At 61.9% G+C, this 22118-nt stretch carries 20 protein-coding genes and 5 pseudogenes; 9 read left to right on the top strand and 16 right to left on the bottom strand.

Going from position 1 to position 22118, the window contains the following annotated elements:
- Window positions 1-176 precede the first annotated feature (176 nt).
- The 3 genes and pseudogenes from ACFQAU_RS20900 (at window position 177) to ACFQAU_RS20890 (ending at window position 3021) form a co-directional block, all read left to right on the top strand.
- The gene (locus tag ACFQAU_RS20900; RefSeq protein WP_132445358.1) at window positions 177-1160 is read left to right on the top strand and encodes a TRAP transporter substrate-binding protein; all 984 of its coding nucleotides are present in this window, start codon (window positions 177-179) and stop codon (window positions 1158-1160) included.
- Window positions 1161-1227: 67 nt separating this feature from the next.
- A complete protein-coding gene (locus tag ACFQAU_RS20895; protein ID WP_132445361.1) occupies window positions 1228-1746 on the top strand; it encodes a TRAP transporter small permease in 519 nt (172 codons plus the stop codon).
- A pseudogene (locus ACFQAU_RS20890) lies at window positions 1739-3021 on the top strand (TRAP transporter large permease). The gene ACFQAU_RS20895 and the pseudogene ACFQAU_RS20890 overlap by 8 nt, the downstream one beginning before the upstream one ends.
- Window positions 3022-3070: 49 nt before the next feature.
- Here the strand turns inward: ACFQAU_RS20890 and ACFQAU_RS20885 are convergent.
- Window positions 3071-4567, bottom strand: coding sequence for an aldehyde dehydrogenase family protein (locus ACFQAU_RS20885; protein ID WP_132445364.1), 1497 nt, complete (start codon window positions 4565-4567; stop codon window positions 3071-3073).
- Window positions 4568-4747: 180 nt separating this feature from the next.
- Here ACFQAU_RS20885 and ACFQAU_RS20880 point away from each other — a divergent pair.
- Window positions 4748-5618: pseudogene (locus ACFQAU_RS20880) on the top strand (NAD(P)-dependent oxidoreductase).
- A 9-nt stretch (window positions 5619-5627) separates the two neighbouring features.
- On the opposite strand, the gene ACFQAU_RS20875 reads toward ACFQAU_RS20880, so the two are convergent.
- The 12 genes and pseudogenes from ACFQAU_RS20875 to ACFQAU_RS20820 all read right to left on the bottom strand — a co-directional run bounded on the left by ACFQAU_RS20875 (window position 5628) and on the right by ACFQAU_RS20820 (window position 13926).
- Window positions 5628-6353 carry an SDR family NAD(P)-dependent oxidoreductase gene (locus ACFQAU_RS20875; protein ID WP_132445370.1) on the bottom strand — a complete coding sequence of 242 codons (726 nt, stop codon included), beginning with the start codon at window positions 6351-6353 and terminating at the stop codon, window positions 5628-5630.
- Window positions 6350-7132, bottom strand: a complete 783-nt coding sequence (locus ACFQAU_RS20870) for a cyclase family protein (protein ID WP_132445373.1) — start codon at window positions 7130-7132, stop codon at window positions 6350-6352. Before ACFQAU_RS20870 ends, ACFQAU_RS20875 begins: the two co-directional genes overlap by 4 nt.
- Window positions 7129-7251, bottom strand: a complete 123-nt coding sequence (locus ACFQAU_RS20865; protein ID WP_386285071.1) for a hypothetical protein — start codon at window positions 7249-7251, stop codon at window positions 7129-7131. Before ACFQAU_RS20865 ends, ACFQAU_RS20870 begins: the two co-directional genes overlap by 4 nt.
- Complete coding sequence (locus ACFQAU_RS20860) at window positions 7248-7838, bottom strand: SDR family NAD(P)-dependent oxidoreductase (protein ID WP_386285068.1); 591 nt, start codon at window positions 7836-7838, stop codon at window positions 7248-7250. The genes ACFQAU_RS20865 and ACFQAU_RS20860 overlap by 4 nt, the downstream gene beginning before the upstream one ends.
- Complete coding sequence (locus ACFQAU_RS20855; protein WP_386285065.1) at window positions 7808-8374, bottom strand: Zn-ribbon domain-containing OB-fold protein; 567 nt, start codon at window positions 8372-8374, stop codon at window positions 7808-7810. The genes ACFQAU_RS20860 and ACFQAU_RS20855 overlap by 31 nt, the downstream gene beginning before the upstream one ends.
- A pseudogene (locus ACFQAU_RS20850) lies at window positions 8371-8741 on the bottom strand (thiolase C-terminal domain-containing protein). The gene ACFQAU_RS20855 and the pseudogene ACFQAU_RS20850 overlap by 4 nt, the downstream one beginning before the upstream one ends.
- 794 nt (window positions 8742-9535) lie before the next feature.
- Window positions 9536-11161, bottom strand: a complete 1626-nt coding sequence (locus tag ACFQAU_RS20845; RefSeq protein WP_132445382.1) for an AMP-binding protein — start codon at window positions 11159-11161, stop codon at window positions 9536-9538.
- On the bottom strand, window positions 11158-11637 hold the full coding sequence (locus tag ACFQAU_RS20840) for an aromatic-ring-hydroxylating dioxygenase subunit beta (RefSeq protein WP_132445385.1): 480 nt from the start codon (window positions 11635-11637) through the stop codon (window positions 11158-11160). The genes ACFQAU_RS20845 and ACFQAU_RS20840 overlap by 4 nt, the downstream gene beginning before the upstream one ends.
- Window positions 11634-12968: an aromatic ring-hydroxylating dioxygenase subunit alpha gene (locus ACFQAU_RS20835; protein WP_132445388.1), complete on the bottom strand. Its 1335-nt coding sequence runs from the start codon at window positions 12966-12968 to the stop codon at window positions 11634-11636. The genes ACFQAU_RS20840 and ACFQAU_RS20835 overlap by 4 nt, the downstream gene beginning before the upstream one ends.
- Window positions 12969-12979: 11 nt before the next feature.
- Complete coding sequence (locus ACFQAU_RS20830) at window positions 12980-13147, bottom strand: 2Fe-2S iron-sulfur cluster-binding protein (protein WP_386285059.1); 168 nt, start codon at window positions 13145-13147, stop codon at window positions 12980-12982.
- A gap of 193 nt (window positions 13148-13340) precedes the next feature.
- On the bottom strand, window positions 13341-13565 hold the full coding sequence (locus ACFQAU_RS20825; protein ID WP_386285056.1) for a ferredoxin reductase domain-containing protein: 225 nt from the start codon (window positions 13563-13565) through the stop codon (window positions 13341-13343).
- A 49-nt stretch (window positions 13566-13614) separates the two neighbouring features.
- Window positions 13615-13926, bottom strand: a complete 312-nt coding sequence (locus ACFQAU_RS20820) for a ferredoxin reductase domain-containing protein (RefSeq protein WP_386285053.1) — start codon at window positions 13924-13926, stop codon at window positions 13615-13617.
- 238 nt (window positions 13927-14164) lie between these two features.
- Between ACFQAU_RS20820 and ACFQAU_RS20815 the strand changes: the two genes are divergently transcribed.
- The 5 genes and pseudogenes from ACFQAU_RS20815 to ACFQAU_RS20795 all read left to right on the top strand — a co-directional run bounded on the left by ACFQAU_RS20815 (window position 14165) and on the right by ACFQAU_RS20795 (window position 18733).
- Window positions 14165-14557: a MarR family winged helix-turn-helix transcriptional regulator gene (locus tag ACFQAU_RS20815; protein ID WP_386285050.1), complete on the top strand. Its 393-nt coding sequence runs from the start codon at window positions 14165-14167 to the stop codon at window positions 14555-14557.
- Between the two features lie 138 nt (window positions 14558-14695).
- A complete protein-coding gene (locus ACFQAU_RS20810) occupies window positions 14696-15715 on the top strand; it encodes a TRAP transporter substrate-binding protein (protein WP_067628729.1) in 1020 nt (339 codons plus the stop codon).
- 58 nt (window positions 15716-15773) lie between these two features.
- Entirely contained in the window at window positions 15774-16277 is a 504-nt protein-coding gene (locus tag ACFQAU_RS20805) for a TRAP transporter small permease (protein WP_132445394.1), read from the top strand.
- Entirely contained in the window at window positions 16274-17587 is a 1314-nt protein-coding gene (locus ACFQAU_RS20800; protein ID WP_120352313.1) for a TRAP transporter large permease, read from the top strand. Before ACFQAU_RS20805 ends, ACFQAU_RS20800 begins: the two co-directional genes overlap by 4 nt.
- Window positions 17588-17682: 95 nt before the next feature.
- Window positions 17683-18733, top strand: a pseudogene (locus ACFQAU_RS20795) (M42 family metallopeptidase).
- 13 nt (window positions 18734-18746) lie between these two features.
- Here ACFQAU_RS20795 and ACFQAU_RS20790 read toward each other — a convergent pair.
- The 3 genes and pseudogenes from ACFQAU_RS20790 to ACFQAU_RS20780 all read right to left on the bottom strand — a co-directional run bounded on the left by ACFQAU_RS20790 (window position 18747) and on the right by ACFQAU_RS20780 (window position 22038).
- Window positions 18747-20731, bottom strand: a pseudogene (locus ACFQAU_RS20790) (sensor histidine kinase).
- A gap of 153 nt (window positions 20732-20884) precedes the next feature.
- Window positions 20885-21631 (bottom strand): replication initiation protein RepC, encoded by a 747-nt coding sequence (gene repC, locus ACFQAU_RS20785; protein WP_386285043.1) that lies wholly within the window; start codon window positions 21629-21631, stop codon window positions 20885-20887.
- Complete coding sequence (locus ACFQAU_RS20780; RefSeq protein WP_386285040.1) at window positions 21628-22038, bottom strand: helix-turn-helix domain-containing protein; 411 nt, start codon at window positions 22036-22038, stop codon at window positions 21628-21630. The genes repC and ACFQAU_RS20780 overlap by 4 nt, the downstream gene beginning before the upstream one ends.
- Window positions 22039-22118 lie beyond the last annotated feature (80 nt).

Raw genomic sequence — 22118 nt, 5'->3', positions numbered from 1 at the left:
GCACTGCTGAAGTGGTCAAGGGTTGTAGCATCGAGTCCGCTCATATCACGAAGGAAAACACCCTCAAAACGCTGTGGATTCATTGTCCACAAAGCGCCCTCACCCCATTGCCATTTTGAGCGTCCAGCGCTAGCAGATTTCATGACCTTGTTAATAAGATCGCTGGAGGATACAAAATGTTCAAAATCACCAAGCCCACGGCAATTATCGCCACTTTGGCCGCGCTCACCGGAGGAGCACTGAGCGCCCAGACCGAAGTCAAGATCGGCTACGCCCTCGCCCCCGACAGCCACTACGGCGTCGCGGCGCAGAAGTGGCAGGAAGTCGTGGAAGCCGAGACCAACGGCAAGTTTAGCTTCCGTCATTTCCCCTCTTCCGGCTTGGGCGGTGAGCGTGAAGTGGTCGAGGGTCTGCAGCTTGGCACCGTAGAGGCGACCATCGTCTCCACCGGCACGCTGAGCAACTTCGTCCCCGCCACCGGTGTGACCGACATCCCCTTCCTGTTCCGCAGCCTCGACCACGCCCGCCGCGTGCTTGATGGCCCCATCGGCCAAGACATTCTGGCCGAGTTTGACGGCGCGGGCATGGTGGCCTTGGCTTGGGGTGAGCAGGGTTTCCGCCACATCACCAACAACCGCAACGCGATCGAGACCCCAGAAGACATCGCGGGCATGAAGCTGCGCACCATGGAAAACCCGGTGCACCTTGATGCCTTCAACGCTGCCGGTGCTGCGCCGACGCCGATGGCATGGCCCGAGGTCATCAGCTCGCTGCAGCAAGGCACCATTGACGGGCAAGAAAACCCACTGTCGGTGATTGTGTCGGTGAAACTCGACGAAGTGCAAAAGTACCTGACGCTGTCGGGCCACGTCTATTCGCCCGCCATGCTGCTGGTCTCCAAACCCTTCTGGGAAGGTCTGTCTGACGAAGACAAGGCTGCCTTTGAGAAGGGCGCGACCGAGGCTGTGGCTGCCATGCGCGGCTTCGTCGATGATGTCGAGCAAAGCGGCGTCGCGACGCTGAAAGAGCGCGGCATGGAAGTCAACGAGCTGACCGAAGAGCAAAAAGCCACTTTCCGCGCCTCGATTGAGAGCGCCTATGAAGGCTACTATGAGACCTACGGCAAAGAGTTGATCGACCAGATCGCCGCGACCGAGTAAGCGCCGCGATGTAAAATCAGACGGCCGGGAGCAGCGCTTCCGGCCGTTTTGCACGGGAGGGGAAACCATGCGCAGATTGGAACAGCTATTCGTCAAAGTGAACGCCGCGGTGGTGATCGCCTGCCTGACGGGGATGGTCTTGGTCGTGGGGGCCAATGTCGCTTTGCGGTTCAGCACCAACCATTCGCTGTCATGGTCCGATGAATCCGCCCGTTACCTGATGATCTGGATGGCCTTTCTGGGTGCCGGGCTGGCGTTGCGGCAGGGTGGCCATGTCGCGATTACCAATCTGCATGACGTGATGAGCACCCGGATGCAGCGTATCCTGCGCGCGGTCATCGTGGCGGTGCTGCTGTTCTTTTTCGCCTTTATGGTTAAAGTCGGCTGGGATTATATGCAGCGCGCGCAGTACCAGATGACCCCCGCAATGCGCCTGTCGTTCCGCTATGTTTATGCTGCCATGCCCGTTGGGTTCACGCTGTTGATCGTGCATTTGCTGCTGATCGCGCGGCCTTTCATAATGGCGGGCCACTACCATCAGTCCGATGGCCAAACCGAAAACATGCCGGGAGCCGCCAATGGCTGAGATCCTCTTTATCTCGCTTTTCGTGCTGATGGTGCTGGGCCTGCCTGTGGCCTTTGCCATGGCCATTTCGGTTTTTGCGGCAATTGGCTTGGGCAGCTCCTATCCGCAGATCGTCGTTGTCAAAGAGATGTTTTCCGGCCTCGACAGTTTCCCCCTGCTCGCGGTCCCCTTCTTTATCCTCGCCGCCGAGATCATGACCGGCGGCGCGATCACCCACACGCTTTTGCGCTTTGCGGCACAATTCGTGGGCCATCTGCGCGGGGGCTGGGCTATGCCAATGTGATCTCCTCCACCATGTTCGCTGGCATTTCCGGCTCGGCCTTGGCCGATGCGGCGGGACCGGGGGCGATGATGATCCGCATGATGGAAAAAGGCGGCTATGACCGCTCCTACGCCGGGGCGCTGACGATTTCCTCGGCGGTGGTAGGGCCGATCATTCCGCCGTCGATCGTGATGATCATCTATGCGCTGCAGGATCAGGAAGTCTCGGTCGGGTCGCTGTTTATGGCCGGTGTCATTCCGGGGCTTTTGCTGGCCTGTGGCAGTCTTGCCGCCAACGGGTGGGTCAGTTGGAAACGCGACTATCGCAGCGCAGATGCGCGCCCCGAGCGGGCGCAGATGTGGCGCAATACATTCATGGCGCTGCCAGCACTTGGGCTGATTGTGCTGATCGTCGGCGGCATCCGGGGCGGTATTTTCACGCCCACCGAAGCGTCGGTCATCGCGGTGTTCTATGCCCTCTTCTGCGGTTTTTTCGTCTACCGCGCGCTGCGCTTGCGTGACCTGCCGGGGCTGATCCTGCGCGCCGCGCTGATTTCGTCCGCCGTTTTGTTGATCCTTGGCGCGGCGCGGGCCTTTGCATGGGTTCTGGTGATCGAAGGCGTGCCGCAGTTTCTGGCCGAGACGATCATTTCATGGGAGTTGTCGCCGATCCTGTTTCTCTTGGCGGTCAACGTGTTGCTGCTGCTCTTTGGCCTGTTTATGGACCCGCTGCCGGGCGTGATGATCTTGGTGCCGATCTTGGCGCCGATCAGCCATGCGCTTGGCATCGCGCCGGATCATTTCGCGATTGTGGTGATCGTGAACCTGACACTCGGCCTCACGACCCCGCCAGTGGGGAGCTTGATTTTTGTGGTGTCCTCGGCGGTGAACCTGCGTCCGGCTGCGCTGATCCGTGAGATGCCGCCGTTCTTTCTGGCGAATTTTGTCGTGTTGATGCTGCTGACCTTTGTGCCGGCGATTTCGACATGGCTGCCGAAGGTCAGCGGTTTTTAACAGTTTACCGCCCGGCATCAGACCGGGCGGCGTTGCCGGTCGCGTTTCCCTACTCGGTCTGAATCCAAACCGCCTTGGTATCCAAATACGCCTGCAGGTGCTCCACGCCGCCTTCCTTGCCATAGCCCGACATCTTGAGCCCGCCGAACGGCACCGCCGGGTCGATTGCGTGGTACATATTCACCCAAACCGAGCCCGCTTTCAGCCGTTTCACCGTCTGGTGCGCCGTGCTTAGATCGCGGGTAAAGATGCCCGCCGCCAGCCCATAGGGCGTGGCATTGGCGCGCGCGATCACCTCTTCCATCGTGTCGAAGGGCAGGACAGAGATCACGGGGCCGAAAATCTCTTCCCGCGCGATGGTCATGTCGTCGGTCACATCGGCAAAGATCACCGGCTCAAGAAAGTTGCCGCCTTCATAGTCCGCGCCCTCGGGCCGCGCCCCGCCGGTGACCAGCCGCGCGCCTTCGGCTTTGCCCGCAGCGATATAGCCCTCGACCTTTTCGGCCTGCACACGGTTGATCAGCGGGCCGAGGTCCGTGCCCTCATCCAAGCCATGCCCGATCTTCAGCCCCCGCGCGAAAGCGGCCAGTTTCTCGATGAACTCATCCTGAATTTCGCGCGCCACGAACAGCCGCGAGCCTGCGATGCAGATTTGCCCCGAATGCGCGTAGACCGCCATCGCCGCGACAGGCACCGCCTTGTCGATGTCAGCATCCTTGCAGATGATCAGCGGAGATTTCCCGCCCAACTCCAACGTGATCCGCTTGAGGTTCTCAACGCCAGCGCGGGCGATGGTCTTGCCCGTGGCGGTCGAACCGGTGAAGACCACTTTGTTCACGTCCTCATGTTCGGCCAAACGCGCGCCTGCTTCGCGGCCCGTGCCGGTCACCACGTTGACCACCCCATCGGGCACGCCTGCCTCTTGCATCAACTTCGCGATCATCAAGGGCGTCAGCGGCGCGTCTTCGGAGGGCTTCAATACCACGGTGCAGCCCGTCGCCAAGGCAGGCGCGATTTTCCAGATCGAGGCAGCGGTCGGGGCGTTCCAAGGGATAATCGCCCCCACCACGCCGACCGGCTCGCGCGTTGTAAAAGAGAACATCGATTGCGAGACCGAGTTCTCGATCACATCGCCGTGCAACGCGACCGCCTGCCCCGCATAGAACCGCAGCATCCCGATCACCCGGCGTTTGTTGCCCATAGTCCGCGCCAGCGGCAGACCCATATCGGCGGTGTCCGACACACAGAGCTTTTCCCAATCGCGCTCCATCACATCGGCAATGCGCAAGAGCACCTCTTGCCGGTCATAGGGCGTGAATTTCGACCACGCCCCTTCAAAGGCCCGGCGCGCGGCGGCGACGGCGGCATCGACATCTTCGGCCCCGCCACGCGGCACCGTCGCCAGCGCCCGGCCCGAAGCGGGATCGACCACATTCAGCACCTCACCCGAGCGCGCGGGCACATCCTTGCCGTCGATGAACATCGGGCAGAACTGCCCGTGGTAGAGGGTCTCGGCGATCTGGTGGGGGTCGAAGGTCAGGGTCATATCAGCCTCTTTCAATCAATGGGTCATTCCTATCAACCGATGTGTCGGTTTCAAATATACAAAGCCCTGTTTGGCCGAGAAAATCCGCTACAGCCGCGTTGCGCCATGGCAGACCGCGCGGTAGACCTTTCCCCAAGGGAACCGCGCGCAGGGGTGGCGGTGGCAAGGGGAGAAAAATCCATGAAAATCGGTATGATTGGTGTTGGCCTAATGGGCCACGGAATTGCCCGCAACGTGATGCGGCGCGGGGGTTTTGCGCTTGGCTATTTTGGCCACCCCGGCAACCAGCCGACCGATGAGCTGGACGGGCTGGGGGCCACGGCCTTTGACAGTCTGGGCGATCTTGCCGCCGCATCCGATGTGATCATCCTCTGCGTCACCGGCTCTCCGCAGGTCGAAGCGATCCTGACCGGCGAAGGCGGCGTGATTGCCGGACTGAAGCCCGGTGCGGTTGTGGTCGATTGCTCTACCTCTCTGCCCGCCTCGACGGTAAAGATGGCCGAGGCAGTCAAAGCGGCGGGGGCGAATTCGTTGACGCGCCAATGACCCGCACCGCGCAATTCGCCCATGAGGGGAAGTTGAACCTGCTGGTCGGGGGGACGCGGCGGTTGTTGAAAAGGTCTCTCCCGTCCTCGCCTCCTTCACCGACGAGGTCAAACATGTGGGCGAGGTCAGCGCAGGCCACCGTTTGAAATTGCTGCACAACTACGTCTCTGTTGGCTTTATGTCGCTGCTCGCCGAAGCCGCCGCGCAATCGGCAGATGCCGGCATTGATCCGCAGAGCTTTGTCGATGTCTTGGCGGGTGGCGGCGGCGCCAGTGTCGCGCTTGATCGGCTGTCGCCCTTCATCGTAAACGGCGACCGCGAGGCGCTGCCCTTTGCGATCAGCAACGCGTTGAAGGATTTCGACTATTATCGGCAGATGTCCGCCCAAGCCGGCGCGCAGGTTGAGATTGCCGATGGGGTCTATGGTGCCTTGTCCAAGGTCGTCGAGATGGGCGCGGGCGATGCCTATGTCCCTGAATTGGTGCAGCATTTCCGCAAGGGTTAAGCCCTAGGGTCAGAGCGTCAGCGTCCCGATGCTCGACCCGCCACAGACGAAAAGCGTCTGGCCGGTGACGAAACTATTGGCTGGATCGCAGAAGAAGAGAAATGCGTTGGTCACGTCCTCGACTTGCCCCAACCGGCCCACCGGGATGCGTTTGGCAAGCTCTGCTTCGCGTTCGCTTTCTTTCGGGATGATGCCCCAGAAATTGTCGGTCTGCACTGGGCCGGGGGCCACGACGTTGACGGTGATCCCATGCGGTGCAAGCTCCAGCGCCCATGTGCGCGCCATGCCGATCATCCCGGCTTTCGACGCCGAATAGGCGGTGCGCGTCGGGGCGCCCAAGGCCGCGCGCGAGGCGTTGAACATCACCCGGCCAAAGCCGCGTTTTTTCATGTTGGGCAGGAAGGCTTGTAGAAGCGTCAGGGCCGAGCCGAGGTGCAGTTGCGCCAGTCCGGAGATGTCTTCGGGCTTGGCCTCTTCAATCAGATTGGGCCAGATCAACCCGGCGTTATGCACCAGATGGGTCACGTCATAACGCGCCGCGATATCGGCGGCCACGGCGGCGACGGAGGCGGGATCGAGCAGATCGGCTTCGACATGCTGGGCGCCTTCCGCCTCCCATTCCGGCTTACCCCGCGCGATTGAGATCACCCGATAACCGCGCTCCAGCAGCCGCTGCGCCAGATCGGCGCCGATGCCCTTGCTGCCCCCGGTGATGACGGCGGTGTAATTGCTCATGGTCTCGCTCCCGGTATCAGCGCCAGCACCCGCAAGGGGCTGCCGGTCCCGCCTTTAATCTTGAGCGGCGGTGCGATCAGCATGGCCCCGGTGGGCGGCAGTTGGTCGAGGTTGCACAGACATTGCAGCCCGTATTTGCCGGCCCCATGCAGCAGGTAATGCGCCGGAAAGGGCGGGTCGTAATGCATCCCCTGCCCCGCATCGGTGCCGACGGTTTCGGTGCCAAAGCCACGAATGCCGCGCTCCAACAGAAGGGAGATTGCGGCGGGTGTGGGACCGGGCGAATGGGCGCCGTCCTCGCGCATGTTGAGGTAATCCGCGCCGCTGCGCTTTGACCAATCGGTGCGCATCAGCACCCAGACGTCTGCCGGGATCGTGCCGTGTTTGTTTTCCCAATCGCGGATGATTTCGGGGGTCAGTTCAAAGTCATCGTCTTGCCCTGCCCCCTCGGAGCAATCGATCACAACAACCGGACCGATGAAGGCCTCGGGCGGGATTTCATCCACCGCGCCATTTGCCACGTCCTTGCCCGAGACCCAGTGAATCGGCGCGTCGAAATGGGTGCCAGTGTGCTCATTGAGGGTGAGGTTATGCCACTTCCACGCCGGGCCACGATGGTCATAGGCCGAGACCTCCTCCATCCGGAACCGCGCGCATTGGCCGAACTCGGGTGGCAGCACGATCACGGGGAAATCGGGATCAAGCCGGTGGGTCAGATCGACGACCCGGGCCGCGCCGCTTGCCAGCGCATCGGCCAGTGCTGTGATTGCATCGCTCATGCGCCGCTCCCCCGCATCTCACGTTCCATCAGTGCCGGATCATCCAGCCAACGGGCCAGAGCATCCTTGGCCACATCCCCGCAGGCGAGTTCTTCGAGGCCATCAATCAGGCCAGTCACCACCGTCCGCGCCAGCGCGCGGGGGTGACTTTGGGCGGTGGCAGGGGTTGGTGCCATTCATCGTCTACCGGGCCGGTGTAGACATTCATCACCCGCAGCCCGGACCCGGCAAATTCCGCCCGCAGCGTCTGGCTGAGCGACCGCGCCGCTGCCTGCGAGGCATCGAAGCCGCCAAACCCTGCCTCGGGCGCCAAGGCTCCCGCCGACAGGATGTTCACCCACGCCACTGCCGAATTCACACCATCCGCCGTGCGCGACGCCATCGCCGGGCCAAAGCCCTGCGCCAGTCGCATCAGGCCCAGCACATTGGTCTCCATCCCCTCGCGGGCAAAGATCGTATCATTGCCCAGCACCCCGCCGGGGCGGATGAACTGTGCCGTGTTGATGAGGATATCGACCTTGCCGCCGATCTCTGCCGCAAGGCGCGAGACCGAGGCGGTGTCGGTCACATCAAGCGGCATGAGGCTGACGTTTTCCATCGCCTCAAAAACCGCGCGTCCTTTCCACCGCCGCCAATGTTCCGGCTCGCCCAGAAAGACCTGCGCCGCACCAGCTTTCAAAACCGCTTGGGCCAGCGGCAGAGCCAAGGGGAGCGGGCATCGGTGATCAGCACCCGCCGGTGTTTCGGGTCGCTCGACATTGCGCGCAGCATTGGATCGTCTTGCATAAATTCGCTTTCCTCTCGCGGCAGGGCCACCATGACCCCCTGCCCAGCCCGGTCCAATTTGAGCGCCAGACGGACGTGATCGCCGCGCCCGACATCGCCGTGCAGATGGCACACCGCCACCGGCCCCGCGGCGAGTTGCACCGTGCCAATGCGCCACGGCAGACGTTCGCGAAAGTAAGGATCGGGCGAGACCCGGATCGTCGTTTCGGCCAGCACCTCGCCCGCCGGTTCAGTTTCGCGCCAATCAAGCGCCACCGACAGGCATTTGCCGCAGGCATCACGCGGTGGATATTGCACCGCGCCGCAATCCGCGCAGTGCTGCAGGGCGAACTGCCCGCGCCCTGCGGCAATCGCCAGCCCAAGCGCCGCGCGCGAGCGTTGGGCAGGCGGCAGGGTCGGCACCGTGCTGCGCTTTTGCGGGTTCTTCTTTTGGGGCGGCATCAATGGTTCGGTCATGCCCCGCCCCCTTCGATGATCGCCGCCGCCGAACAGACGCCCCGGTCATAATTGATCATGCCAAAGCCCGAGACCAGCGCCCGCCGGGCACTTGCAACCTGCGTGCCTTCGGCCTGTCCCGTCACCTGCCGGATCGCCTCGACCAGACCCAGATAACCACCCGCGGCCCCGGCTTGGCCGACCGATAGTTGCCCGCCAGAGGTGTTATGCGGAAAGTCGCCCGAGATCGTCAGATCACGCTGGCGGACGAACGCGGCCCCCTCCCCTTGGCGCAAAAGCCGAGGTCTTCGAACTGCATCATCGAGATCACCGGGTAGTCGTCGTAGGTTTGCAGCAGGTCGACGCCCTCCGGCCCATGGCCCGCCATGTCATAGAGTTCGTCAATATCCACACCCCAACCGCCGCGCAGTTGCATCGGGTCTTCGGGGTAGGCGTTGTGCCGCTCGATCGTGCCGCTGATCCGGGCGAAGGGCAGATTGCGGCGCGCGGCCTCCTCCTCGCGCATGACCAAAAAGGCTTCGGCCCCCGCGCAGGGCATGACGCAATCGAAAAGCGCAATGGGGTCCGAGATCATCCGTGCATTGAGGTATTGATCGAGGGTGAGTGGGGTCTTCATCAGCGCATTGGGGTAGTGCAAGGCATTGGCGCGTTGGGCCACAGCGATGCGGCCAAAATCCTCGCGCGTGGCGCTGAATTCTTGCATGTAGCGGTCCATCAGCAGCGCGAAACTGGCGTTGGGGCCGCCGAACCCATAGGGAAAGGTGGCATCCATCGAAAAGCGCGAAAACCCGCTGAGCAGGGTGCGAAAACTGTCGATCCGGTTTGCGTCCCCCGCCACGCAGGCGACCACATCCACGTCCCCCGATTGCACCGCCCGCGCCGCACGGCGCAGCGCGATCACCCCGCTGGCCCCACCCGTGGGCACGGTATCAAGCCAGCGCGGGGAAAGTCCCAAATGTTGGGTCAGCCCGACCGGCGTGTCGGGGGCGAGCGAGAAGCTGGAGACCGAAAAACCGTCCAACTCCGTCGGCGCGATTCCCGCTTCACCCAACATCTCGCGCAGGGCGCGGGCGATCCACCAATGCGCGGTCTCGGTGCTGTAGCGCGCGTAGGGAACCGAGATGGGTGCCGCAAGCACCACACCGTCATAGCCCTGACGCCTCATGCCGCTGTCCGTTTCTTCAGCCTGCGCAGGTCTTGCGTGGCAGGGTCGGCGAGCAGGTCGGCGGCCAGCGTTTTCAGCACCCCTCGTTGGAGTTTTTGGGTCGCGGTCAGGGGCAGCGCCTCGACAAAGGCGATGAAGCCGGGGGCCTTGTAGTAGGCAAGTTGGGTGAGGCACCATTGGGTGATCTCTTGCGCCAGCGCGGCGGGATCGGCGGCGCTGTCTTTGGCAACGATACAGGCAAAGACCTCATCCCCGCGCACCGCGTCGGGCACGGCGGCGACGGCGGCGCTGGCCACGGCGGGGTGGCGCATCAGGGTCGATTCTACCTCAACCGCTGCGATGTTTTCGCCCGAGCGGCGGATCACGTTTTTCTTGCGGTCAACGAAATACATCGCGCCATCCGGAGCACGGCGCACGATGTCGCCGGTGTGAAACCAACCGTCCGACCATGCCTCATTCGTGGCTTCGGCATTTTTGAAGTAGCCCGCGAAGAACCCGCGCCGAGGGTCGGGACCGGCGCGGCGCACCAGCAGCTCGCCTTGATTGGCCTCTTGCCCGGCATCATCGACCAGCCGCACATCCAGCCCACCCTCGGGGGCACCAAGACAGCTTTCGCCCACCCTCCGGGGTTCGCGGTTGGCGCAGATCACGGCGCCCGCGCCCGTTTCGGTCATGGCCCAAGCCTCCACCAACGGAAAGCCGAAGCGCGCCTCAAACGCGGCGTGGAGTTTTGGGTCGACCCCTGCGCCAAAGCCGAAGCGCAGGGCGTGATCGCGGTCGGCTTCGCTTTCTTCGGCCCCCATCAGCATGGATGGCATGACACCAAGGTAGTGCAGGCAGGTCGCCCCCGAGGCCCGAACCGAGGCCCACCAGGTGCGCGGATGGAACCGATCAAGCGCGGTCAGGCAGCCGCCAACGGCGATCATCGCCATAAAGGAATAGGCCATCGCGTTCATGTGGAAGATCGGCAGGGGCGTAATCATGCGCTCGCGGTCTTGCGACAGGGCGCAGAGCCCACCCGTGTCGGCGTACCACCGCCCGGCGTCGAGGAAATAGGTATTGGTGAGGATGCAGCCTTTGGGCTGGCCCGTGGTGCCGGAAGTGTAGAGAAGTGCGGCTTCCGCGTTCTCCGCGCCGCCATTATGCGCCGCGATGGCCGTGAACGTGACCGGCGATGGGAGTGGATCGCCCGGTGCAATCACCGGCATGTCGCGCCCCGCCTGCCGCGCCGCCGCGCGCAGGTCATCGCCCCGCGAAGGGATCGCCACGGCCAAAACAGGCTCGGCGTGGTCGATCATATAGCTCAGTTCCGCCGCGCGCAGATCGGGGTTCACCGGCACGACCGACAGGCCCAAACCGTTCAGCGCCAGCCACCAGAGGAAAAAGGCCGGGCGGTTCTCCACCAGCAGCATGACCCGCTGGCCGGGAAGGTAGCCCGCCGCCGCGATGTTCTCACGCAAAGCCGCAACCTCGCGCGCGGCTGCGGCATAGCTCACCTCGCCCGCCGCGATGCCGTAGGTTTCCGCCGTTTCTGGCAAGACATTGAGAAAGGCGCGGTTAGGATGCCGCGCGGCGGTGTCCTGAAAGGCCGCGTAAACCGTTGCGATCTCTGGCGCGATCATGGCAGCAACTGAATGTTGCGAAAGGCTGCATCGCAATTGACGATATCGACCCGTTTGTTGGCAATCCGAAGCGCGCCATCGACCATGGCCAACTCATGCCGCGCGGTGATGGCGAGCAGTTGCTGCTCATCAAGCCGCGTCTCAACGTAGTGCATGAAGGTGGTCGTGACGAAACGCCCCGCCTCCATGTCCATCTCATCCACGAAAGGCCGCTGGATCACATGATGGCAGCGGCTTTTTGGCTTTTGGCTGAAGGTCCGTGCGCCGTTGAGCCGTTCGACGCGCAATTTTAGCATGAACATATCCTCATACATCAACGACGTTTCGTTGATCGGATCGGTCTGCTGATAGTCCAGCGGCATCCAGTAATGCCCGTCCGCCAGCCAGAGGTTCAGCCATTCGGTATAGCGCCCCTCGTCCAACATGCGCGCTTCGTCATAGATGAAGTCGATCAGGCACTCGCGCGTCACGCTCATTCCGCTGCCTCCGCTGTTTGGCTCATGGTCATGAACTTGACCCAAGCGTGGAATTGGTTGCGCATCTGGCGTTCGGTGGTGCCGTTTTCGACCGCTTCCACTTCAAAATCTTCGTCGTCTTCGATCAGGCGTTGGATGTTCACCCATTCCAAACCGTCGACCATCAGACCCTCTTGGGCGCGCTCGTACATTTCCAAGTCGTCATGGCCGACGATGGAGGTCGGCGCGTTGATCATGCGGTTGTACATCGCGGTGCGGGCGGTCAGCTCTTCCGGGGCGTCGACAAGGCGGTAGATGTAGCTTTCCACCACCGTGCGGTCCGCCGCGATGGGGATGAATACGCGCAGCTGCTGGATCGGGCCCTTGATCATGATGTTCGGGAAATAGACCGTGTTGTGGCGGTTTTCGTCCAAGATCGCCTTGGCTTTCTCCTCTCCATAGCTGTCGCAGAGCGCTTCGAAATAGCCGGGGATGGCGGCGTAATCCGAGTGGATTGAATGGTTTACGCCCGTATGCCCGTGGCCATTGGGCCAAGTGCGGATGCCCATGCCTTCGAAGAATTCGTAAGGCGACATGAAGGGGGCGATGATCTCCATCGCGGGGGGCTTGGGGGCACCTTCGGGGAGGTCCATTTCCTCGTAGAGTTTCACCGCCGTCCCGGCAGAGCTTTCGTGGGCTACCATCGGGTGGCAGGTGTCGGTCTGGTTTTCGACCAGCATCTTCCAGTTGCAATGATGCATGTAACGCAGCGGCGGGCCGACGACTTCGAGCCGTCCGGCGGGGGAACGGTCCACCATATTGTCGAGCGAGGTCAGGCTCGCGCCAAAGAACTCTTCGAAGCTGATGCCCTCTTCCGCGAGCCGGGCAAAGATGAAGCCGCGGTAGTTCTTCACATCGCCAACGCTGCGCATGCCCTTGCCGCTGTCGGTCTCTTCCAGCCCGGTATTTTGGTAGCCTTTTTTGAGCGGGATCGCCAGAAGGCAGCCGTCGGTTTTGAAGCTCCATGCATGATAGGGGCAGCGGAAGAACTTGCCGGTGTTGCCCTGCCGGTCGATGACGATTTTCGTGCCCTTATGCGGGCAACGGTTCAGCAGCACATGGATGTCGCCGGTGGAATGACGCACCTGAATGACCGGCTGGGTGCCGATGTGGGTGCTGAAATAATCGCCCTTGTTCGGCGTCTGACTTTCATGGCCGACAAAGACCCACGCATTGGCGAAAAGATGCTTCATCTCTTGTTGGAACACCTCCGCGTCGGTGTAGATATCGCGGTGCACCTGATGTGGCTGCACGAGGGCGGCCAGTGCCGCCGGGCTGTCGTAACGTCCCATGAGTTCCTCCCTCAGATGTCGAGTACAAGGCGCGGTGATTTGGCGCGGCTGACGCAGATTTGCATGACATTGCCTGCCGCGCGTTCCGCCTCAGACAGCACCACGTCGCGGTGATCGGGCGTGCCGCTGATCACGTCGCATTGGCAGATGCCACAGTCGCCGCGCTGGCAGTCGTACATGACATCGACGCCCCCGCCTCCAGCACGTCGATGATGGATTGGCCGGGCGGGATGGTGAAAACCTCCCCGCTTGAGGCTACTTCGACCTCGAAGGCGCTGTCGCCCTGCTGCTCTTGGGGTGCGTCGAAGAGTTCGAAGTGGATGTGGTCAGGCGCGATACCAGCGGCTTCGGCCTTCGCCTTGACCGCGTCGATCAGCCCTTTGGGGCCACAGACATAGAAATGCGCGTCGCCCCCGCAGAGGCAATCACCGCATCAAGGTTCAGCGCGCTGTCGTCATCGTCACAATGCAGATGCAAGGCATCGCCAAAGGTCGCGCGCAGGGTATCGCGATAGGCCATCAGGGATGAGCTGCGGCCTGAGTAGTGAAATGCAAACGCCTGACCAGCGGCCTTGAGCGTCGCCGCCATTGAGATCATCGGCGTGATGCCAATCCCCCCGCCAGCAGCACCGCAGGCGCGTCTTGGGTCAGGGGAAGTCGTTCTTCGGCGCGGCGCAGGTGATTTCTGCCCCCGGTTTCAGCCCGTGCATATGGGTTGAGCCGCCCTTGCCCTCAGGTTCGCGTTGGACGGCGATGCGGTAGCTCTCGGGGGCCTCGGGAATCGGATCGAAGGAGATCAGAGAATAGGCGCGGGTGTCGCCGTCGGGCAGATCGAAAAGCACATGGGCGCCCGCCTCCCACCGCGGCAGCGCGCTGCCATCTGCGGCTGCGATCTGGAACTCACTGATGCGATCGGTCAGCGCTGTGACCTCCCGCACAATAGCGTTGATCTTCGTCATGTGATGTCCTCCCGTGGTAAACAATATGATTTTTCATATAGTTTCGGTCAAGGGTTTTCTTGCCAAGCGCGAATTTGACCGCCATTTAGGGGTGCCGAGGCGCAAGGAGCCCTCTTTTCATCAAAGGCTTAACAGGTGTGACGCAACAAAAGACCGACGCAACCTCTGACAAAGACACGGGTCAGGAGGGGGATTCGTCTCCGATTACCTGCTCTATTTGTTGGCGGCGGCCAGCGATGTGGCGAGCGCACAGTTCCACGCGCAGGTGCGCAAGGCGGGGCTGCGCGTGCCGGAATGGCGCGTGCTGGCCTGTCTGTCGGACACCGATGGCGCGATGATCACGCAACTGGCTCGGCAGGCGCTGGCCGAGCAATCACGACTCACCCGGATCATCGCCCAAATGGAGGAACGCGGCCTGCTGATCCGCCGCAGTGACCCCGCCGATGGCCGCCGCGTGCGGGTCTATCTGACCGATGCGGGCCGGGCGCTGGCCGCCGAACTGGTGCCGCAAGCGCGCCGTCATGAGGCCGCTTTGATCGAAATGCTCAAGGGCAATGAGGGCGCGCAATTGAAACCGGCGCTGAAATCCTTGCTGGCCGCCTTGGACGACACTGCGGATCAACGCGGCTGATCGCAGCCCTTGCCCTGCGCGCAAAAAATGGTTCCAATCGTGCTGTAAATGTGAATACATGAAAAAGCATATACTTGGCGGCACGGGTTTGGGAGAACCCCGCCAAGGCATATCGAACGGTATGGGGAGGAGCCCAAAATGACCAAATTCACCAAGTTTCTCACGACGAGTGCGCTTGCGCTCTGCACCGCGACCGGCGCGTTTGCCGCCGAGACGCTGACCATTTCCACTTGGCTGCCACCAAGCCACCCGGTCAACACCGGCATGTTCACGCAACTGACCGACATGATGTCGGAAGCCAGTGATGGGCTGATCGAGACCGAGCTGAAAAACGGCCTTGCCCCGCCGCCCGCGCAGATGGACCTGTTGCTGGACGGTGCCGCAGATATCGCGATCCTGTTTCATGGCTACACGCCCGGTCGTTTCGTCGGCACCAAGCTGGTGGAAATCCCCGGATACGAGGGCAATGCCGAGGCGGCTTCGGTCGCCCATTGGCGCGTGCATGAAGCGATGCTGGCCGAGTTGGACGAGCACCGCGGCGTGAAGGTTATTGCGCTGACGACCCACGGTCCGGGGCAGATTCACTCCAACAAAGAAGTCGCCTCGCTGGAAGACCTCCAAGGGCTTAAAACCCGTCTCGGTGGCGGTGTTTCGGCGGATGTGGGGGCGGAGCTTGGCCTCGTCGGCATTCAGGTGCCCGCGCCCAAGGTTTACGAAACCCTCGATTCCGGTGCCGCTGACGCGGTGGCGATGAACATGGGCGAGCGGATCAGCTTTAAACTGAACGAAGTCGCCAAGAACGTCTATGAAATGCCCGGCGGGTTTTACCGTGGTTCCTTCTCGGTCATCATGAGCCAAGAGACCTTTGACAGCCTGCCCGAAGACGTGCAGCAAAAGCTCGACAGCGAAGTTTTTGGCGAGACGGCGAGCCGCATGATGGGTGCCGTCTGGGATCAGAGCGACGTGGACGCGCGTGAGGCGACCGAAGCCGCAGGCGACAACAAGATCGTCACCGCCTCTGAAGAAGATCAGGCCCGCTTTGCCGAAATGGCCGCCAAGGTGCGCGACAAGGTGATCGCCGAGTTGGACGAGGCCGGTGTCGATGGGCAGGCCGCCTATGAGATGATGCGTGAGGAAATGGCAAACGCCAGCCAGTAACCCCCACCGCCAAAGGGGCCGGTCGCAGCAGCGGTCGGCCCCCAGCCAGGGAACCGCCATGCGCTCTTTGATCCGCCTCACCGCCGCCCTCTCGGCCCTGCCGATGACGATGGCCTCTGTCGCGCTTTTCGCGCTGATGGTGCTGACCTTTGCCGATGTCATCATGCGCTCGGTCTTCAACGCCCCGATCGAAGCCGCGACCGAGCTGATCCGCATCGGCATCGCCTTGATCGTTTTCTCTGCCCTCCCCGTTCTGTCTGGTCGCGAGGGGCATATCGCTGCTGATCTGCTGGACCGCCCCTTTGAAAATTGGGGGCTGCAACGCTGGCGCGACGGGTTGGTGACGCTGGGGTGCGGGGTGATGCTGTGGTTTCCGGCCGGGCGGGTCGTGGACCTTGCCTACCGCGCGCTGAGCTATGGCGACGTGACAGAATACCTTGAAATTCCGACCTTTTACATCGGCATGTTCATCGCGGTGATGACCTATCTCACCGCCGTTGTGCTGATCCTGCGCGGGCTTTTGCGCCTCTTTGCGCCGCAACTTCTGGACCCTGCCACATGATCGCATCTGCCATCGGCTTTGCCGCCGTTTTCGCCCTCGTCTTGCTGCGCTTGCCGATTGCCTTTGCCATGGGCCTCGTTGGGATGGTCGGGCTGGTCTATGAAACCAGCTACCGCGCCTCAATCTCTATGGTGTCGCGGCTGATTATCGACACCAGCCAAGACTACGGGCTGTCGGTGATCCCGCTTTTCATCCTCATGGGGCTCTTCGTCAACAAAGGCGGCATCAGCCGTGAGCTTTACCAAGTCTCCAACGCCTTTCTGGGGCACTTCCGCGGCGGCTTGGCGATGGCCACCATCGTGGCTTGCGGGGGCTTTGCGGCGATCTGTGGCTCGTCCTTGGCCACGGCGGCGACCATGTCCAAAGTCGCCATGCCAGAGATGCGCAAATACGGCTATGCTGACAGTCTTTCGACCGCGTCCATTGCCGCTGGCGGCACGCTCGGCATCCTGATCCCGCCGTCGGTGATCCTTGTGATCTATGGGCTGCTGACCGAGACCTCGATCGGCGCGCTGTTTATCGCGGGCATCGTGCCCGGCGCGCTTGGCATCCTTCTTTACCTCTGCGCGGTGCGCTTTTCCGTCGCCATGAACCCCGAGGCAGGCCCCGCTGGCCCCCGCGCCACATGGGGTGAGCGGCTGCGCGCACTGAACCACGTTTGGTCGGTGCTAGCGCTCTTTGCGCTGGTGATCGGCGGGCTCTACGGTGTGCTTGATTTCTGGCCCATCCACCTCGCCTTCTCCCCGACAGAGGCGGCGGGTATGGGCGCTGCAGGTGCGTTCCTGATCGCTTGGGCGCGTGGCGGGCTCAGCTGGGCCGGACTGCGAGAGGTGCTGGAGGAAACCACGCTCACGTCCGCCTCGCTTTTCTCGGTGCTGATTGGCGCATGGATTTTCTCAAACTTCGTGAACCTCGCGGGCCTGCCCGAAGGGCTGCTGGCGACCGTCACGGCGCTGGACCTCGGCCCATGGGTGGTCATGGGGCTGATCCTTTTGATTTACATCGCGCTTGGTTGCATTTTCGAGAGCATGTCGATGCTGCTGCTGACGGTGCCGATCTTCTTTCCACTGGTCACCAGCCTTGGGTTTGATCCGGTGTGGTTCGGTATCATCGTCGTCGTAGTGACAGAGATCAGCCTGATTACCCCTCCCGTGGGTCTGAACGTCTTTGTGCTTAAGGGCGTGGTCGGCGATGTCTCTACCGGGACGATCTTTCGCGGGGTCACGCCCTTCTGGCTGGTCGATATCCTGCGGCTGATCCTGCTGCTGATCTTCCCCGCGCTGGTGCTTTTCCTACCGGGGCAGATGTAAGCCCCCTGCCCTCTCAGCCTCATCGCGCCGCGTCTGTTTGCACTTCGACCAGCGCGGCGCGATAGTGCGGCCAAATCACCAAGGATGAGGCCAGCATGAACATCGACCTACTCAAAGACCTTTGCGAAACCCCCGGCGTGCCGGGGCGCGAGCACCGCGTGCGTGACCTGATCACCCAGCAGATCGAGGGCCTGTTCGACCATGTGGAGACCGACGCCATGGGATCCCTCCTCTGCCGCCGTGATGCGACGGCAGGCGACGGCACAGCGCCCAAGATCATGCTGTTGTGCCACATGGATGAGATCGGGTTTCTGGTCAGCCATATCTCGAAAGACGGGTTTCTGTACCTTCAACCCGTGGGGGTTTTGATCCGCGCAACCTCTTCTCGCGCCGAGTGTTGGTCTGCACCGATCAGGGCGATCTGAAGGGCGTGATGAACCCCGGCGGCAAGCCCATTCACATCTCCTCCCCGAGGACCGCAAGAAGATTCCCGAAGTCTCGGAATTCTTCATTGATCTTGGGCTGGGTGAGAAAGCCAAGGACATCGTCAAGGTCGGTGACTTCGTGGTGATGGATGAACCTTTCCTCGAAATGGGCGATCAATTTGTGTCTAAGGCGCTCGACAACCGCGTCGCCTGCTGGCTGGGGATCGAAGCGATCCGCAAGCTGGCCGACAAGGGACGCGGGGCGGAAATTCACGTGGCCTTCACTTGTCAGGAGGAAGTCGGCCTGCGCGGCGCGCGCACCGCGGCCTATAAGGTTCAGCCCGACATCGGTCTTGGCATCGACACGACGCTGGCCTGCGACACGCCCGGCGTGCCCGAGCATCTGTCCACCACACGCCTCGGCAAGGGCTTTGGCCTGCACGTGCGTGACAGCAGCTTCATCGCCGATGTGGATTTGGTGCGCGACATCGAAAAGCTGGCCGAGGCCCGCAAAATCCCCTTCCAACGCACCATGCTCGCCGCCGGCGGCCAAGACGGCGCAGCGGCGCAGCAGGCCGCCGCTGGCGCGCGGGCCGTGGGGATCGTGGTTGGCACCCGCTACATCCACACGGTGACGGAGATGGTCTCCAAGAGTGACCTACAGGCGGCGCTGGATATCCTCGTGGCCTATCTGGAAGGCTTCGACAGCAAGGCCGCCTAGAGCCCCTGCCCCCCTAAACGCGCCGCGCGCGTTCAGGGGGGCCTCCATCATCGGGCGCTTGCGGCAGCCAGACGGTAAAGGCCGCGCCTCCCTCGTCCCGGTTGCGCACCGTGATGATCCCCCCGGCGCGCTGGATCAGCGTCTGAGAGATCGACAGGCCCAGCCCCGTCCCCTCTCCGGGTTTCGTGGTAAAGAAGGGATCGAACAGCGAGCCGAGCAACGCCTCTGGCACCCCCGGCCCACTGTCATGGACAGAAAGCGCGACACCGGGCAAAGCGTCGCGCTCCTCAGACCTTAGATACAGATCCAACCGCCCTGCCCCCCGCATCGCCTGCACGGCATTGACCACAAGGTTCACCACGACTTGCTGAATCTCGCCCGAGTCCGCGCGCACGGGCGGGACCTCTTCAAAATCGCAATCCACCTCAATCCCGCCCCGGCTGATCAGATGGTCAACGAGCACGAGGCAATCCTGCACCAAGGGCCGTAGCGCGATATTATGTTCACAGTCGGAAAACTCAGACGGCGCGGCGAACTTCAGCAATTTGCCGACGATCACCTCGATCCGCGACAGTTGTCTGTCGATCAGCCCCAGTTCCGTGGCCACGGGCGCGGCATCCTCGCCTAGAGTCTCACGGATGACATCGACATTGCCCATGATGACCGCGACCGGGTTGTTGATCTCATGGGCGACCCCGGCGGTGATTTCCCCGATGGAGGCGAGCTTTTCGCTCATCACCAACTGGCGGAAGGTCTGCTCCAACTTCTCATTCGCCTCGCGCAATTCACCGGTACGCTGATCCACGCGCTGGTTCAGCTCATCATTCCAACTGCGCAACTGCCGGTCGCGTTCTTGAACCTGCTCCAGCAACCAATCGAGGTGATGCGCCACGGCGCCGATCTCATCCCGCGCGGGCACTGGCCCGATCCGCGCCGAAAGCTCTCCCTTGCCGACGCGGTGCATGACCTTTGTCATCCGTTCAAGCGGCGAGAAGATTCCCCGCGCCAGCCACAGGAACACCGGCGCCGAGAGGGCCAGCACGGCAAAGAAGGCCGCCAGCATCCACCAGAACGCCTCGCGCTTCGCCTGCGCAAAAGGCGCCTCAAGAAAGCCGACATAGAGCATCCCTACCCGCTCCCCGAAACTGTCGGTGATGGGCTGGTAGCCTGAGATATACCAATCATTCACCACAAACGCCCGGTCGAGCCAAGTGCGCCCTTCGATCAACACGGCCTCCCGCACTTCGGCCGAGACGCGCGTGCCAAGGGCGCGCACATCCTCGAACAGGCGCACATTGGTCGAGATGCGCAGATCATCAAGGAACAGCGTCGCAGTCCCCTGCCGGTCGCCGCCGGTTACCGCGTTCAAATAGACCAGATCGTTGATCGTATCGATGAAGTCGAGGTTTCGGTTCAAAAGCATTCCGCCAACCAAAACGCCCTGCCTGCCGTTCAGCGCCACCGGGCTTGCCGCATGGACCACCATCCCGCGGTCTTCGACTTTCCGGTTGGTGGGCACGGCGGCGGGCGTGTCGATCACCGGCACCTGCGCGCGTACCGCGAGCGCGTCGTTCAAAGTTGTCAGCCGTGCATTGCTAAATACGTCGATCTCCGCCCCGCGTGCTCCCCGCGCCGCGCGGGCGATCACCGGCCAATCCTCGCCTTCATCGACCGCTGTTTCGAGGGGAGGAAGCGCAGAAAATCCAAGCCCAGCCGATCTTGTATCTCGGCAAAGGAGGCCACCCGATCTGCGGTCGGCATCTCAAGCAAGCGGGCAAATTCGACCGAGCCTGCGACGGCATCCAGTTCATTGCCGGTCTGCGCCAACAACCGCGCGAGATACTGGTTGGCGATCCTCAACTCGCTCTCGACATTCGCGATGAGCACTTCGTCATAGTCCGCCGTCCAACGCGACATGCCCAAGACCAGCAGCAGCGGCATCAACACGATAAGCGGTGTTAGCGCGAGGATCAGCAGGCGTAGGCGAACGGAGGTCATGGGCTTTCCCGAAAAAGTGAGGCCAATTTAGCCGCTGCGCCTTCAAGGGTGAAGTGTGGGGGCGTATTTTGCCCGACAAATCCCACCAATTCAGTATTTTGGCCCCGATTGCCAGGCATACATATGCCTAACCCACTGTAAAACCATAGGTTTTCAAGTTGTCAGCTGACAATTGCGCTGATTTACCAGTGCTGCCACCATAGGATTAAGGGAAAAAGCGCCATTACGGGCCATTTGGGTCAAACGGCGAAGATATGCGCCCGGGCTTCGGATGGTCGCGGCTTTCTCAAGCAGACAAAGGACTGTCACCGCTGCGCTCTCCGCACCCATGTCCCGTTTTGCCTCATTTAAGACCGGCAGGTCAATCCCCAGCATTGGGGCAATCTGATCTCCGATCCGTACAATGTCACTCCAATTGCGCATCGCTTCTGGGAAGAAGCTTTGAACTTCTTTGCAAGCAGCGACCACCTCAGCAAAAGTGACCCCTTTTTTTGGCTCGTTGTCTTCACTGTCAATGTTGTCAGCCGAGTGAGGGAGGGCGTCTTTCGGACCGCTCTGCTGTTCAGAGTCAAAATAGGATTTAATTGAATCCTGTATGTGCCGCTCATTTTCGCCGTCGCTGGCGCTCATTTGTTCTGTAGATGGGGCAGGGGAAACCGGTTCTGCTTCGGCTTCATCAACAATGGTGGCCGTGCTCTCAAGCGCCTCACGTAATGCATTCTCAAGAAGGGTCAATGCCGCTTCATCCGGCTTGCGCCGAAGGACACGCCCCGCCTCATTTGCCACCCCCTCAGCGCCACCCTGACGGATCAGCGCGTGCCTCAGAACAAGCACCCGGTCCCTCAGCGCTTGCAGGCGCTCACTGTGCGCTTCGGCTGCCTGAGCGGCTGTCTCTATCATATCTGACTGAACGACAAGGGGGAGAGGTCAAAGCCAAAGGCCAGCGCAATCGCGCCGCCCCGGTTTCGTGCAAAGCGTTTGCGATTGGGGCTATCGTGCCGGGCAATAAGCCCGACACGGACAAGCTGGGCAAGATGCCGTCGAAGCGTGCTTTCAGGCATCCCGTGCAACCGCTCAGACAGCCGGGCGTTCGAGGCAAATACGATCCCTGCCGCGCCATCTGGAATATGACGGCTCGGCAGAAAGCTGAGCAACGCCTTCAATACGGTGAGGGTGCGGTGCGACAATTCAAAACAGTCAGCCGCAGTTGTCAGCCGGTCGAGCAATGCCCATTTGTCCGGCCCCTCGCATGACACTTGGGTAGCCGATTTCGGCCGCCCGAACCCAGTTCGGAACGTGTTTTCCATTTAAAATCACGAAAGACAACAAAATACCGGCCCTATCCCATCGGGTAGAGTTGACATCGATAAATCTTTGGGGCTATCTC

Source organism: Sulfitobacter profundi, from assembly GCF_042661425.1.
In the GTDB taxonomy this organism is placed as follows: Bacteria; Pseudomonadota; Alphaproteobacteria; order Rhodobacterales; family Rhodobacteraceae; genus Sulfitobacter; species Sulfitobacter profundi.
Note: the sequence above shows the minus strand (reverse complement) of the source record. Positions and strands in the feature narration are given on the sequence as shown.

Bases quoted from the DNA above. Each gene is read 5' to 3' on its own strand.
- ACFQAU_RS20900 (WP_132445358.1), top strand. From the start codon at position 177: ATGTTCAAAATCACCAAGCCCACGGCAATTATCGCCACTTTGGCCGCG.
- ACFQAU_RS20895 (WP_132445361.1), top strand. From the start codon at position 1,228: ATGCGCAGATTGGAACAGCTATTCGTCAAAGTGAACGCCGCGGTGGTG.
- ACFQAU_RS20885 (WP_132445364.1), bottom strand. From the start codon at position 4,567: ATGACCCTGACCTTCGACCCCCACCAGATCGCCGAGACCCTCTACCAC.
- ACFQAU_RS20875 (WP_132445370.1), bottom strand. From the start codon at position 6,353: ATGAGCAATTACACCGCCGTCATCACCGGGGGCAGCAAGGGCATCGGC.
- ACFQAU_RS20870 (WP_132445373.1), bottom strand. From the start codon at position 7,132: ATGAGCGATGCAATCACAGCACTGGCCGATGCGCTGGCAAGCGGCGCG.
- ACFQAU_RS20855 (WP_386285065.1), bottom strand. From the start codon at position 8,374: ATGACCGAACCATTGATGCCGCCCCAAAAGAAGAACCCGCAAAAGCGC.
- ACFQAU_RS20845 (WP_132445382.1), bottom strand. From the start codon at position 11,161: ATGATCGCGCCAGAGATCGCAACGGTTTACGCGGCCTTTCAGGACACC.
- ACFQAU_RS20840 (WP_132445385.1), bottom strand. From the start codon at position 11,637: ATGAGCGTGACGCGCGAGTGCCTGATCGACTTCATCTATGACGAAGCG.
- ACFQAU_RS20835 (WP_132445388.1), bottom strand. From the start codon at position 12,968: ATGGGACGTTACGACAGCCCGGCGGCACTGGCCGCCCTCGTGCAGCCA.
- ACFQAU_RS20830 (WP_386285059.1), bottom strand. From the start codon at position 13,147: ATGTACGACTGCCAGCGCGGCGACTGTGGCATCTGCCAATGCGACGTG.
- ACFQAU_RS20825 (WP_386285056.1), bottom strand. From the start codon at position 13,565: ATGATCTCAATGGCGGCGACGCTCAAGGCCGCTGGTCAGGCGTTTGCA.
- ACFQAU_RS20820 (WP_386285053.1), bottom strand. From the start codon at position 13,926: ATGACGAAGATCAACGCTATTGTGCGGGAGGTCACAGCGCTGACCGAT.
- ACFQAU_RS20810 (WP_067628729.1), top strand. From the start codon at position 14,696: ATGACCAAATTCACCAAGTTTCTCACGACGAGTGCGCTTGCGCTCTGC.
- ACFQAU_RS20805 (WP_132445394.1), top strand. From the start codon at position 15,774: ATGCGCTCTTTGATCCGCCTCACCGCCGCCCTCTCGGCCCTGCCGATG.
- ACFQAU_RS20800 (WP_120352313.1), top strand. From the start codon at position 16,274: ATGATCGCATCTGCCATCGGCTTTGCCGCCGTTTTCGCCCTCGTCTTG.
- repC (WP_386285043.1), bottom strand. From the start codon at position 21,631: ATGATAGAGACAGCCGCTCAGGCAGCCGAAGCGCACAGTGAGCGCCTG.
- ACFQAU_RS20780 (WP_386285040.1), bottom strand. From the start codon at position 22,038: ATGGAAAACACGTTCCGAACTGGGTTCGGGCGGCCGAAATCGGCTACC.